Annotated in this window: 10 protein-coding genes and 1 tRNA gene; 3 read left to right on the top strand and 8 right to left on the bottom strand. The window is 72.4% G+C overall.

Annotated features, from left to right (window positions below; all coding sequences use genetic code 11):
* Nucleotides 1-41 precede the first annotated feature (41 nt).
* Both KKR01S_RS00670 and argS read right to left on the bottom strand, forming a co-directional pair.
* Nucleotides 42-1,610, bottom strand: coding sequence for a diaminopimelate decarboxylase family protein (locus tag KKR01S_RS00670; protein ID WP_081101428.1), 1,569 nt, complete (start codon nucleotides 1,608-1,610; stop codon nucleotides 42-44).
* Complete coding sequence (gene argS, locus KKR01S_RS00675; RefSeq protein ID WP_061225018.1) at nucleotides 1,610-3,268, bottom strand: arginine--tRNA ligase; 1,659 nt, start codon at nucleotides 3,266-3,268, stop codon at nucleotides 1,610-1,612. Before argS ends, KKR01S_RS00670 begins: the two co-directional genes overlap by 1 nt.
* 77 nt (nucleotides 3,269-3,345) lie before the next feature.
* Here argS and KKR01S_RS00680 point away from each other — a divergent pair.
* Nucleotides 3,346-3,418: transfer RNA gene (locus tag KKR01S_RS00680), tRNA-Arg, on the top strand.
* A 131-nt stretch (nucleotides 3,419-3,549) separates the two neighbouring features.
* On the opposite strand, the gene KKR01S_RS00685 is transcribed toward KKR01S_RS00680, so the two are convergent.
* The gene (locus tag KKR01S_RS00685) at nucleotides 3,550-4,023 is read right to left on the bottom strand and encodes a hypothetical protein (RefSeq protein WP_058730958.1); all 474 of its coding nucleotides are present in this window, start codon (nucleotides 4,021-4,023) and stop codon (nucleotides 3,550-3,552) included.
* Between the two features lie 115 nt (nucleotides 4,024-4,138).
* Between KKR01S_RS00685 and KKR01S_RS00690 the strand changes: the two genes are divergently transcribed.
* A complete protein-coding gene (locus tag KKR01S_RS00690; RefSeq protein ID WP_375542922.1) occupies nucleotides 4,139-8,347 on the top strand; it encodes a DUF3418 domain-containing protein in 4,209 nt (1,402 codons plus the stop codon).
* 111 nt (nucleotides 8,348-8,458) lie between these two features.
* Here the strand turns inward: KKR01S_RS00690 and KKR01S_RS00695 are convergent, their stop codons facing one another.
* The gene (locus KKR01S_RS00695) at nucleotides 8,459-8,863 is read right to left on the bottom strand and encodes an HIT family protein (RefSeq protein WP_061225019.1); all 405 of its coding nucleotides are present in this window, start codon (nucleotides 8,861-8,863) and stop codon (nucleotides 8,459-8,461) included.
* 38 nt (nucleotides 8,864-8,901) lie between these two features.
* Nucleotides 8,902-9,555 carry an MBL fold metallo-hydrolase gene (locus KKR01S_RS00700; protein WP_058731605.1) on the bottom strand — a complete coding sequence of 218 codons (654 nt, stop codon included), beginning with the start codon at nucleotides 9,553-9,555 and terminating at the stop codon, nucleotides 8,902-8,904.
* Between the two features lie 240 nt (nucleotides 9,556-9,795).
* On the opposite strand from KKR01S_RS00700, the gene KKR01S_RS00705 reads away from it, so the two are divergent.
* Nucleotides 9,796-10,251 (top strand): Fur family transcriptional regulator, encoded by a 456-nt coding sequence (locus tag KKR01S_RS00705; RefSeq protein WP_165590118.1) that lies wholly within the window; start codon nucleotides 9,796-9,798, stop codon nucleotides 10,249-10,251.
* A gap of 32 nt (nucleotides 10,252-10,283) precedes the next feature.
* On the opposite strand, the gene KKR01S_RS00710 is transcribed toward KKR01S_RS00705, so the two are convergent.
* The 3 genes from KKR01S_RS00710 to KKR01S_RS00720 form a co-directional block, all read right to left on the bottom strand.
* Complete coding sequence (locus tag KKR01S_RS00710) at nucleotides 10,284-11,258, bottom strand: metal ABC transporter permease (RefSeq protein ID WP_081046324.1); 975 nt, start codon at nucleotides 11,256-11,258, stop codon at nucleotides 10,284-10,286.
* Nucleotides 11,258-12,127, bottom strand: a complete 870-nt coding sequence (locus tag KKR01S_RS00715; RefSeq protein WP_061225020.1) for a metal ABC transporter ATP-binding protein — start codon at nucleotides 12,125-12,127, stop codon at nucleotides 11,258-11,260. The genes KKR01S_RS00710 and KKR01S_RS00715 overlap by 1 nt, the downstream gene beginning before the upstream one ends.
* 82 nt (nucleotides 12,128-12,209) lie before the next feature.
* Complete coding sequence (locus KKR01S_RS00720) at nucleotides 12,210-13,157, bottom strand: metal ABC transporter solute-binding protein, Zn/Mn family (protein ID WP_061225021.1); 948 nt, start codon at nucleotides 13,155-13,157, stop codon at nucleotides 12,210-12,212.
* Nucleotides 13,158-13,228 lie beyond the last annotated feature (71 nt).

Below are 13,228 nucleotides of genomic sequence, written 5' to 3' on the forward strand. Positions count from 1 at the left end.
GCGGGGGCTCGGTCGGGATTGGGGACGTCGGGCGGGGCGGCTTACAGCTCGGCGTCGCGGTCCAGCAGGTCCTGGATGCTCTGTCCGTGCACGATGACCCGGGGTTCGCGCCCGGCAGCGACGGCCACCACCGGGGGGCGAGTCAGGAAGTTGTAGTTGGAGGACAGGGACCAGCAGTAGGCGCCGGTGGCGGGCACGGCCAGCAGGTCCCCGGGGGCGAGGTCCGCCGGGAGCAGGCAGTCGCGCACCAGGATGTCCCCGGATTCGCAGTGCTTGCCGACCACCCGGGAGAGCACCTGCTCCCCCGCCGGGGAGCGATCCGCGCGGGTCACGGTGTACTCGGAGCCGTAGAGGATCGGGCGGGCGTTGTCCGACATGCCGCCGTCCACCGCGACGTAGCGGCGCACCGCCGGCTGACCGGCGTCGGCGGCGACGTCGGAGTCGGCCGCGGCCTCCAGAGCGACGTCCTTGATCGTGCCCACGGTGTAGAGGGTGACCCCGGCGGGCCCGGTGATCGCCCGGCCGGGTTCGAAGGACAGGTGCGGCAGGGGCAGCTCCAGCCGCGCGCAGGCCTCGGCCACCGAGGTCGCGATGGCCCGAGCCAGGTCCTCGATGGGCCTCGGGGAGTCCCCGGCGACGTAGCCGATGCCGTATCCCCCGCCCAGATCAGCTTCAGGCAGGACCCGGCCCAAGCGATCCCGCAGCCGCGCCATCGTCGCGAGCACGCGGCGGGCGGCCAGATCGAAGCCCTCCGGGGCGAAGACCTGGGAGCCGATGTGGCAGTGCAGCCCCCGCAGGTCCAGGTGCGGCAGGTGCTCGGCCAGCTCCGCGGCCAGCTCGGCCACGGAATCCTGGGGAGCCTCCTGCCGGCCCGGCCAGGCCTCGGCGCGCACCGCGGCCGGGATCTGCGCCCAGGCCAGGCGGGCCGTGTCCGGGGCGAGGGAGAGGCCGAACTTCTGGTCCTCGTGGGCGGTGGCGATGAACTCGTGGGTCTCGGCGTGCACCCCGGGAGTCACCCGGATCATCACCGGCGCGGTGACTCCCAGCTGCCCGGCGATCCGCTCGATCAGCAGCAGCTCCGGCACGGAGTCGGCGACGATGCGGCCCACCCCGGCCTCCAGGGCCTGCCGGATCTCCCGGGTGGACTTGTTGTTCCCGTGCAGGGCGATGCGGGCGGGCTCCATCCCGGCGGCCAGCCCCAGGGCCAGCTCGCCCCCGGAGGCGGTGTCCAGGTTCAGCCCCTCCTCGCGGGCCCAGCGCACGATGGCGGCGCACAGGAAGGCCTTGCCGGCGTAGTAGACGCTCACCTGCGCCCCGTGCTCGGCGAAGGCTCGCTCGAAGGCCGTGCGGAAGGCCGCGGCGCGGGCGCGGAAGACCTCCTCGGACTCCACGTACAGCGGGGTGCCGAAGCGCTCGGCGAGCGCACGGGCGCCGTGCCCGTCCAGAGTCAGCTCACCGTCGGCGGCGCGCCGGAAGGAGTCCGGCCAGATCACGGGGTCCAGGGCCGCCGGGTCCGGGGTCACTGCATCCGGGGTCAGTGCATCCGGGCTCGGCGGGTCCGTCCGCGCGGCGGGCGCGGAGGGGACGCTCGGGTCGGGCTGCCCGGGCATCACATGCGCTCCGGGGCGGACACGCCGAGCAGACCCAGCCCGTTGGCCAGGACCTGGGCGGTGGCGTCGTTCAGGGCCAGGCGGGTGCGGTGCACCTCGGAGACCTCGTCATCGCCCTGGGGCACGACGCGGCAGGAGTCGTACCAGCGGTGGTAGGCCCCGGCCAGGGCCTCCAGGTAGCGGGCCACCCGGTGGGGTTCGCGGAAGTGCTGGGCCTCGGCCACCGCGCCGGGGAACTGCCCGAGGGCGGCCAGCAGCTCCTCGTCCGCCGGACCGGAGAGCAGGGCGGCGTCGAAGGTGCCGGCATCGCGCATCACCCCGGCGTCGGCGGCGTTGCGGGCCACGGCCCGGGTGCGGGCGTTGGCGTACTGGACGTAGAAGACCGGGTTCTCGTTGGAGCGCTTGGTCAGCACGTCCAGGTCCACGTCGATGTTGGAGTCCACGGAGTAGCGGGTCAGCTCGTAGCGGGCGGCGTCCACCCCCACGGCTTCCACGAGGTCCTCCAGGGTCACCACGGTCCCGGCCCGCTTGGACATGCGCACGGCCTGACCATCCTTCACGAGGTTGACCATCTGCCCGATCATGACCTCCACGGCGTCCGGGTCGTCCCCGATGGCCGCGGCGGCGGCCTTCAGCCGGGCGATGTACCCGTGGTGATCCGCGCCGAGCATGTACACGGCCAGGTCCGCCCCGCGGGCGCGCTTATCCGCGATGTAGGCGATGTCCCCGGCGATGTAGGCGGCGTTGCCGTCGGACTTGATGACCACCCGGTCCTTGTCGTCGCCGTAGTCGGTGGAGCGCAGCCACCAGGCGCCGTCGGCGAAGTAGAGCTTGTCGCTGGTCTTCAGCTGTTCCAGGGTGCGTTCCACGGCCCCGGAGTCGAACAGGGAGTTCTCGTGGAAGAAGACGTCGAAGTCCACGCCGAACTCGTGCAGGGAGGCCTTGATCTGGGCGAACATCAGCTCGACGCCGTGGGAGCGGAAGACCTCCTGCGGGTCGGCGGCCTCCAGGGCGTCGGGGGCCTCGCGCAGCACGTCGGCGGCGATGTCGTGGATGTACTGCCCGCCGTATCCGTCCTCGGGGGTGGCCTCCCCGCGGGCGTCGGCCAGCAGGGACTTGGCGAAGCGGTCGATCTGGGTGCCGTGGTCGTTGAAGTAGTACTCACGGGTCACGGTGGCCCCGGAGGCCTCGAGGATCCGGGCCAGGGAGTCCCCGACGGCGGCCCAGCGGGTCCCGCCCAGGTGGATGGGTCCGGTGGGGTTGGCGGAGACGAACTCCAGGTTGATGTGGGTGCCGGACAGGTCCCGGCTGCGCCCGTAGGCCTCCCCCTGCTCGAGGATCGTCGCGGCCAGCGCGCCGGCGGCGGCGGCGTCGAGCCGGATGTTGAGGAAGCCGGGACCGGCGATGTCCACGGCGGCCACGCCGTCGATCGCCTCGAGGCGGGTAGCGAGGATCTGGGCGACCTCCCGGGGGTTGCGGCCCACCCGCTTGCCCAGCTGCAGGGCGATGTTGGTGGCCCAGTCCCCGTGCTCGCGGCTCTTGGGCCGCTCGATGCGCACCTCGGGGCGGGCGGCGCCCTCGGAAAGCGTCAGCTCCTGGGCCTGCAGGGCCTCGTCGAGGGCGGCGGATACGGCGCGGGTCAGTTCTTCGGGAGTCACGGTGTGCCAGTCTACCGAAGGCCGCGCCCGCCCCGTGGTGCGCGGCGCCCGGTTTTCCTGGTACGCTGTTCTGCGTTGCCCTCGTAGCTCAGTGGATAGAGCGCCTGCCTCCGGAGCAGGAAGTCGTAGGTTCGAATCCTATCGAGGGCACTTTCCATGCCCGGATGCGGCCGCGGCGACGCCGTCTCGCGGACCGGATCGTGCTTCGCGCGCCGGATCATCCGGTCCACGTCGCACGATCCGGCTCGCGAGTCGCTCGATGCCGCATCGGCGTCCGCGCCTCACTCCACCGTCCAGAGGCCGACGCTGGCCAGCACCGCGAACAGCGTGCCCCACAGGATGATGGACACGCACTGCCAGGCGATGATCTTCGTGCGGTTCGCACCCATGCCGGCCATCATCGCGGAGGTGATCTGGCTGGGCAGCACCGTCTGCCCCAGCAGGGACACCCCGGCCACGCCGTACTTGTCGAAGAGCCGGTCGAAGCGCTGCCGCCGTCGGCTCGGCGTGCGAGGCTCGCGCCGGGCGGTCACCGCGCCGCGCACCCGCCCGGCGCCCAGCACCAGCACGATCATGCAGATCATGTTGCCCAGCGAGGCCGCGGCGACCGCCAGCACCGGGTTGACCCCGGCGAGCACACCGACCGCGGAGCCGAAATAGGACTCCACGAAGGGGATGGCCCCGAGGCCCGCGAGCGCGAGGATCCTGAGGATCGCAGGGATGGTCTCGACGACGTGCTGGAGGTTCTCGATCATGGTCTCGAGGCTAGGAAGAACCCCGCGCCGCCCACATCCGCCCGAGGGATGAACTCTCCCTCCGCCTCCGGGAGGAGGCCGCCCCGCGGGCGGGATCAGTAGGATGGCAGGAAGTATGTCGAACAGCTCCCCCTCCCCCGCCGCGGGCGCGCCCGCGCCCTCCGATTCCGCGCCCTCCCGCCCCGAGATCGCCTATCCGGAGGCCCTGCCGGTCTCCGCGCGCCGCGAGGAGATCATGAACGCGGTCCGGGAGCACCAGGTCGTGATCATCGCCGGGGAGACCGGCTCCGGGAAGACCACCCAGATCCCCAAGATGCTGCTGGAGCTGGGCCTGGGCGAACGCGGGAGCATCGGGCACACCCAGCCGCGGCGCCTGGCCGCCCGCTCCGTGGCCGAGCGGATCGCCGAGGAGCTGGGCGAGCCGATCGGGCAGACCGTGGGCTACCAGGTGCGCTTCACCGCGCAGACCTCCCAGGCCACCCGGATCAAGCTGATGACCGACGGCATCCTGCTCGCGGAGATCCCGCACGATCCGCTGCTCAAGCGCTACTCGGCGATCATCATCGACGAGGCGCACGAGCGCTCCCTGAACATCGACTTCATCCTGGGCTACCTCAAGCGCATCCTCCCTCAGCGCCCGGATCTGAAGGTCGTCATCACCTCGGCGACCATCGACCCGCAGCGCTTCGCCCGGCACTTCGCGCCCAGCTTCGACCCGGTGGCCGAGCACCCCGAGGACGAGCCGATGCCGGCCGACGCCGCCCCGATCATCGAGGTCTCCGGGCGCACCTACCCCGTGGAGATCCGGTACCGTCCGCTGACCGAGGACCCCGCGCTGCCGGATGAGGAGGACGACGTCGCCGGGGAGGACCGAGACCCGCTGGAGGCGGTGTGCGACGCCGTGCTGGAGCTGGCCGACGAGGCCCCCGGGGACCTCCTGATCTTCTTCGCCGGGGAGCGGGAGATCCGCGACGCCGAGGACGCCCTGACGGATCTGGTAGCCAAGGACCGCAGGCTCACCGGCACGGAGATCCTGCCGCTGTTCGCCCGGCTGTCCATGGCCGAGCAGCACCGGGTCTTCCGCCCCACCGGGGCTCGGCGGCGGATCGTGCTGGCCACCAACGTCGCCGAGACCTCGCTGACCGTTCCCGGGATCAAGTACGTGATCGACCCGGGGACCGCCCGGATCTCCCGGTACTCCACGCGCACCAAGGTCCAGCGCCTGCCCATCGAGCGGATCTCCCAGGCCAGCGCGGCCCAGCGCTCCGGGCGCTGCGGGCGCGTCTCGGACGGCATCGCGATCCGGCTGTACTCGCAGGAGGACTTCGACTCCCGGCCGGCCTTCACGGACCCGGAGATCCTGCGCACCAACCTGGCCGCGGTGATCCTGCACACCATGAGCATCGGGGTGGTGCGCTCCCCGCGGGATATGGAGCGCTTCCCCTTCGTCCAGCCCCCGGCCCGCCGGGCCATCGGCGACGGCGTCGCGGTGCTGCGCGAGCTCGGGGCGCTGAAGGAGAGGATCGAGGACACCCCCGGGGACGACGCCGCCCAGGCCCCCCGGCGCGGCGCCGGGAAGGGCAGGCGAGGCGGCCGGGGCCGGACCCGCGGCGGGCGCGGCGCGGGGGCCTCGCCCCTGACCGCGATCGGCCGGCGCCTGGCGGCCTTCCCCGTGGACCCGCGCCTGGGCCGGATGATCGTGGCCGCCCAGGAGCTGGGCGTGGCCAAGGAGGTCATGGTGCTGGCCGCGGCCCTCACCATCCAGGATCCCCGCGAGCGCCCCGCGGACAAGCGCCAGCAGGCCGATGAGCTGCATGCCCGGTTCCGGGATGACCGCTCGGACTTCTCCAGCTTCCTGCTGCTGTGGCAGCACCTGCAGGAGAAGCAGCGGGAGCTGTCCTCCAGCCAATTCCGGAAGCTGTGCCGCCGCGAGTTCATCAACTACGTGCGGGTCCGAGAGTGGCAGGACCTCTATGAGCAGCTGCGCCAGCTGGGCCAGCAGGCCGAGGTGCGCGTCGGGAAGGGCCGGGACATCGACCCCGGCGTCAACGAGGAGGCCGTGCACCGGGCCCTGCTGACCGGGCTGCTCAGCCACGTCGGGCTGCGCGATGAGCGCAAGCGCGACTACCAGGGGGCCCGCGGCACCCGCTTCGCGATCTTCCCCGGCTCGGGTCTGTTCAAGAGGAACCCGGACTGGGTGGTGGCCGCGGAGCTGGTGGAGACCTCCCGGCTGTGGGCCCGCACGGTCGCGGCCGTGCGCCCGGAGTGGATCGAGCAGGCGGCCGGGAACCTGCTCAAGCGCACCCACTCGGAGCCGCACTGGTCCGCCCAGCGCGGCTCGGTCATGGCCTACGAGAAGGCGACCCTGTACGGCGTGCCGGTCTACGCCGAACGTCCCGTGGACTACTGGCGGATCGACCCGGAGCTGTCCCGGGAGCTGTTCATCCGCAAGGCCCTGGTGGAGGGCGATTGGCGCACCCGGCACCGCTTCTTCCGGCGCAACCAGCAGCGCCTGGCCGAGGTCGAGGCGCTGGAGGCCCGGCTGCGGCGTCGGGACCTGCGGGTCGACGACGACGCCCTGTACGCGTTCTACGACGCCCGGATCCCGGCCGAGGTGGTCTCCGAGCGGCACTTCGACCGCTGGTGGAAGCGGGCCCGGCAGGAGGATGAGCACCTGCTGGATCTGGATCCGGAGCGGCTGGTGGACGCCGAGGCCGCCGAGTACGACGAGTCCGCCTTCCCCCGGGTGTGGGAGGTGGACACGGAAGACTCCACGCTGCGCCTGGACCTGCGCTACGAGTTCGCCCCCTCCGCCCCCGGCTCGGCGCAGACCAGCGCGGACGGGGTGTTCGTGCAGGTGCCCGTGGTGTTCCTGAACCAGCTGCGCCAGCGGCCCTTCGAGTGGATGATCCCGGGGCTGCGCACCGAGCTGGTCACGGCCCTGATCCGCTCCCTGCCCAAGGCCGTGCGCAAGTCCTTCGTGCCCGCCCCGGACGTCGCGGCCGCCGCCGTGCAGCGCCTGACGGAGGAGTTCGACCCCCAGACCGATGATCTGCTGAGCTCCCTGGAGCTGGCCCTGCGCCGGATCCGGGGCGTGGTGATCCCGCCGGGGTCCTGGGACTGGTCCAAGGTCCCCGAGCACCTGCGAGTCACCTTCCAGGTCCGGGATCCGCGCAACCGGGTGCTCGGCGAGGGCCGGGACCTGGAGGCCCTGCAGGAGCGGCTGGCCCCGCAGGTGCGCGAGGCCCTGGCGGCCTCGCTGGGCGCCTCGGCGGACGCGCTGCAGCGCATCGCCGCCGCGTCGGGCCCCGGTGGTCGAAACGGTGCCGGGCAGAAAGGCGCGGGTCGGTCCGCGGGCGCCGGTCACGACGGCGCGCCCGGCACGCGCGCTGACCGGAGGCCGCAGCCGGGTTCGGGGGCGGACCGGGCGTCGTCGGCCGGGGGGCCTGCGGTGCGGGAGGTCGGCGGTCTGCGCGACTGGCCCGAGCAGGAGGTGCCCACCCGCATCACCCGGGAGGTGGCCGGCCAGGTCATCGAGGGCTTCCCCGCCCTGGTGGATGAGGGGCAGACGGTGGCCGTGCGCGTGCTGGCCACCGAGGCTCAGCGGGCCCGGGCCCAGCGGGCCGGGGTGATCCGGCTGCTGGCCCTGAAGGTGCCGAGCCCGCAGAAGTACGTCTCGGATCATCTGCGCAACGACGAGAAGATCGTGTTCACCCAGAATCCGCACGGCTCGGTGGAGGCGCTGATCGCGGACTGCACGGTCGCGGCCCTGGACAAGCTGACCCCGGATCCAGCGCCGGTGCGCCGCGAGCAGTTCCAGCGGCTGTTCGAGCACGTCCGGGCGGAGCTGATCGACACGGTCTTCGAGCTGACCTCCCTGGTGGCCTCGATCCTGAAGGAGGCCACCGCGGTGCGCCGAATGCTCAAGTCCGGGGCCTCGCTGGCGGTGGTGACCGCGTACAACGACGTCAAGGCGCAGCTGGAGCACCTGATCTACCCCGGGTTCGTGGCGGCCACCGGGTATGCGCACCTGGTGCACCTGCCGCGGTATCTGCGGGCCATGCGGGTGCGCCTGGAGAAGATCGGCGAGCGGGTGAACCGCGACAACCAGCTGATGCTGCAGGTGCAGGAGCTGGAGGACGCCTACGACGCCGCGGCCCAGCGGCACGCCGTCGACGGCGCGGTGCCCCCGGAGCTGGCGGAGGTGGGCTGGATGCTGGAGGAGCTGCGGGTCAGCTTCTTCGCCCAGGAGCTGGGCACGGCACGGCCCGTCTCGGTCCAGCGGATCCAGAAGGCGCAGAAGGCGGCCCTGGCCGGGCTGTGAGCGCCTTCGGGCCCGGCAGCGGCCCGGCGGTGAGCGCTCCTCAGGCCGATGCCCGCCCGACCGTGCGGCGGGGCGGGCATCGTCAGAGGGGGTGGGTCGAGCCCGGGGCGCTCAGTCCTGCTCGGCCAGCGCCCGGCGGATGCGGACCTGGGCGCGGTCCATGGACTCCTCGGCGGGGTCCTGGTCCACGTTGGCGAAGTCGAACTCCTCGATGGAGTCCGTGGGCCACACGTGCAGGTGGGTGTGCGGGACCTCGAAGCCCTGGATCATCAGGCCCACCCGGCGCGGGGAGTACGCGGTGCGGATCGCCCGGCCGATGCGCCGGGCCACGTCCATCAGGTGCTCGGCCAGCTCCTCGGGCAGGTCGATCCAGTGGTCCACCTCCTCGCGCGGGACCACCAGCACGTGCCCCTCGGACAGGGGCTGGATGGACAGGAAGGCCACGCAGCGCTCGTCCTCGTAGACGAAGCGCCCGGGCAGCTCGCCCTGGATGATCTTGGTGAACACGGTGCTCATGGACGGCTCCTCGAAGGGGTCGGAACAGCGGGTGGGGGTCAGGCCTCGACGCTTTCGCGCGGGTCCAGGTGCCGGTAGGCGGTGCCGTAGCGGCCGCCGAAGTTCTGCACGTGCCCCTCGATCATGCTCCGGCCGTTCTCGGCCAGCAGGGCGTCGTGGATCGGGTAGGCGTGCTCGGCGCCGACGGCGATGACGAAGTCGATGACCTCCTGGATCTTGTTCCAGGGCGCGTGGATCGGCACCAGCAGGGTGCGCACCTCGGCGTCGTCGGGCACCACGAAGCTGTCGCCGGGGTGGTAGAGGGTCCCGTCGATGAGGTAGCCGACGTTGGCCACCACGGGGACCAGCGGGTGGATCAGCGCGTGCTGTCCGCCCACCCCGCGGATCTGGAAGGGCCCGGCCTCGAAGCTCTCCCCCGCCACGGCCTCATGGATGCGCGCCGGATCCGCCACGGCCTCGCGCAGCTCCTCGACCACGGCGCCCGGGGCCCAGACCTGCACCTCGGGGTGCTCGGCCAGGAAGGCGTGCACGGGCTCGCGGTCGTAGTGATCCGGGTGCTCGTGGGTGATCAGCAGGAACGAGGCGCCGTTCAGGGCCTCGGGCAGCTCGGAGAAGGTGCCGGGATCCAGCACGAGCACGGTCCCGTCCTTCTCCAGCCGGATGCACGCGTGGGAGTACTTGGTCAGCTTCATGCCTCCCACCCTAGCCCCGATCAGCACAGCCCCGAACAGCTCAGCACCGACCGAACCGACCCCGACGCCGATCCCCGCCCAGGCTGCTCGCGGATCCGGGACCGCGGGCACGCCGAGGACGAACGCCGATGGCGTCGCGGTGCTCTCACGCGGCACAATGGCGGGAAGCGCCCGGAACCGGCCGAGAGCGGTCGGGCCGACGGACGCGCAGCTCAAGGCACGAAGGTACAGGGGGAGCACGTGAGCACGGCGCAGCGAGGCGGGACGGCGACGGACCGGGAGCACCGGGGCCAGGGGCAGCCGGTGCGGGCCACACCCCAGCGCCGGGCCGTCACGAGCAGTCTCGCCGAGCTGGACGGCTTCCACTCCGCCCAGGACCTGCACCGGCTGATCACCGAATCCGGGAAGAAGGTCTCCCTGGCCACGGTCTACCGGATCCTGCAGTCCCTCGAGGAGGCCGGCGAGGTGGACGTGCTGCCCGGGGAGGGTGGGCAGGCCCTGTACCGCCAGTGCGCGGCCGAGGAGCACCACCACCACCTGCGCTGCCGCTCCTGCGGCCGGGCCGAGGACATCGGCGCCGACGTCGTGGAGGCCTGGGCCGAGCAGATCGCCGGGCGCTACGGCTACACCGACATCCGCCACGTCGTGGAGGTCTCCGGGATCTGCGCCCAGTGCGCCGCCGCCCAGCGGCACTGAGACGAACCCGATCCGAGCGAGGCCGGTGGGGCTCAGGAGGCCCGGTGCCCGCGGTCGGCCACCGCCTTCTCCGCGGTCGTCTCCTCCGCCGGGGTGCGGCGTCCCGAGGCGCTGTGCCGACGCCGGATCGCCTGGATCCCCGTGCAGACCAGGAAGATCGCGAAGGAGATCGTCGTGACGTAGGGGCTGATCGGCAGGGAGCCTGCCAGGGCCAGCAGGATCCCGCCCACCATGGCCACCTCAGCGAACAGCACCGAGAGCAGCACCGAGCGCACCGGGGAGGCCGTGAGCCGGTTGGCCGCCGCCGCCGGGGTGATCAGCAGGGCCAGCACCAGCAGCGCCCCCACCACCTGCACGGACAGTGCCACCGCGACCCCCAGCAGCAGCATGTACACCAGGGACAGCGCCCGCAGCGGCACGCCCTTGGCCGCGGCCACCTGCGGGTCCACGCTGGCGAAGGTCAGCGGCCGCCACAGCAGCAGCAGTCCCCCCACCACGACGACGGCGCCCAGAGCCATCTCCCCGATCTGGGCGGCGTCCACGGAGACGATCTGGCCGGTCAGCAGCGAGAAGCGGTTGGCCGAGCGCCCCTGGTACAGGGACAGGAACAGGATGCCCAGGCCCAGCCCGAAGGGCATCAGCGTGCCGATCACCGACTGCTGGCGGCTGGTGCGCGAGCCCAGCAGCCCGATCAGCAGGGCCGCGGCCACCGAGCCGACCAGGGATCCGGTGACCACATCCGCGCCGATCAGCAGGGCCAGGGCCGCCCCGGCGAAGGAGAGCTCGGCGATCCCGTGCACCGCGAAGGCGGAGTCCCGCAGGGTCACGAACACCCCGGTGACCCCGCCGATCACCGCGAGGATGGCCCCGGCGATGATCGAGGGGTACAGCAGCTGCAGCAGCTCGCCGTAGTCCTCGAAGACGAAGACCCGCTGCCAGAAGCCGGTCTCCTGGCCCAGCAGGACGGACCCCGGGTGCGCCAGCGCGGCGAGGATGGCCGGTGACATCAGCGCATCCCCTCCGCATCGAGCTCCCGGGGTGCTGAGCCTGCGCAGTGCGGGGTGGCGGCGTCGTGCTCGGGCCCGCCGACCACGATGTAGCGCCCGCCGGAGCGCAGCACCTGCACGGGCGTGTCGTACAGGGCGGAGAGCACCTGCCCGCGCATCACCTCCGGCACGGTCCCCACGGTGAACCGGCCGTTGGCCAGGTACAGCACCCGGTCGACGTCGTCGATGATCGGGTTGATCTCGTGCGTCACGAAGACCACGGTGGCACCCTCGCTCCTGCGGTAGTCCTCGATCAGTCCGCTGACGGCCTCCTGGTGGCGCAGGTCCAGGGAGAGCAGGGCCTCATCGCACAGCAGCAGCCGCGGCCGGGCGGCCAGCGCCTGGGCGACGCGCAGCCGCTGCTGCTCCCCGCCGGAGAGCAGCCCCACGGGCACGTCCGCGTAGTCGGCGGCCCCCACCTGCTCCAGCAGCTCCTGCACCCGGGCGCGGCGGGCCCGCGAGGGCCACCCGGTGCCCCAGCGGTGCCCGTCCAGGCCGAGGCGGACCATGTCCCGGGCGCGCAGCGGGGTGTCCTGCGGCAGGATCCGCTGCTGCGGGATGTAGCCGATGCCGGGATCCCCGCGGTGCGGGGCGTGCCCGAGGACCCGGACCCGCCCCTCGGACAGGCGCAGCAGGCCCAGGATGGTCTGCAGCAGGGTGGACTTGCCGGAGCCGTTGGGCCCGAGCACTGCGAAGTACTCCCCCGGCGCGATCTCCAGGTTCAGGCCGCTCCACAGGGTGCGCTGGCCGAAGGAGAGCCGGGCGTCCCGGAAGGAGACGGCGGCCGGCTGGGTTCCGGGGGCTGGGGCGGGACGGGCGACGGCGTTCACGACGGGGGTCGGTGCTCCTCACGGGGGTCGGGGCTGGGGTGTCGGGCAGGGATGGACGCCTGGACTGCGGGGCGCGCTCCGCTCAGGCGAGGGCCTTGCGCAGGTTCTCGATGTTGCCGCGCATCCAGCTCAGGTAGTCCCTGCCCTCGGGAAGGGTCTCCGTGAAGTCTACGACCGGCACGCGCGCGGACTCGGCGGCGGAGCGCAGCTGCCGGGTCTGGGCCGTCTCGGTCTGCGGGTTGAAGGCCAGCAGGTCCAGCGATCCGCCGTCGATGATCCGGTGGACCTCGTTCAGCGTCGCCGCCGGCACATCCGACTCGGCCTCGACCGCCGAGGAGAAGGCCTCCGGGGTCTCGTTCTTCATCCCCGCGGCATCCAGCAGCCGGTCCGGGACGGGTTCGGTGGCCAGGTAGGTGCGTCCGGAGGCGCCGATGCCCTTGAGGTCGGAGCTCAGCTCATCGAGCTTCTGCTCGTAGGCCTGGGCGCGGTCGTGGTAGTCCTGCCGGTGCTGCTCGTCGATGCTCCCGAGGTCCTCGGAGATGGCGTGGGTGAGGTTCTTCATCGCGGAGACGTCGTACCAGACGTGCTCGTTGAAGTCCCCGTGATCGTGGTCGTCGTGCTCGTGGTCGTGATCGTGCTCCTGGGTCTCGGCGGCCTCCTCGGCCCCGGGCAGCCCGGAGACGGCCACGGCGTCGATGACCTTACCGTCGGCGCCCTCGGCGGCCTCGGACATGAAGGGGTCGTAGCCGCCGCCGTTGAGCACCACGAGGTCCGCCCGGCTGATCTTCAGCTTGTCCTGGGCGGTGGCCTCATAGGAGTGGGGGTCCTGGCTGGTGGAGTCCACGATCGCGGTGACCTGCGCGTCGTCGCCGGCCACCTGGCGGGCGATGTCGGCGTAGACGGAGGTGGTGGCCACGATGGTGGGCTTGCCCGTGTCCTGCCCCGCGTCCTCCTGCTGCGACGAGCAGCCGGACAGCGCGAGCACCGCGCAGCCCAGCCCCGCGACGATCCCCGCGGCGATCTTCCTCATGGCCTCCCCCTCGACGACGGACCGGACGGTCGGCGCCCGGCTTTGTTGTGAACGATTCGCAGCAAGCATCG

The organism is Rothia kristinae NBRC 15354 (assembly GCF_001570865.1).
GTDB classification, from domain to species: domain Bacteria; phylum Actinomycetota; class Actinomycetes; order Actinomycetales; family Micrococcaceae; genus Rothia; species Rothia kristinae.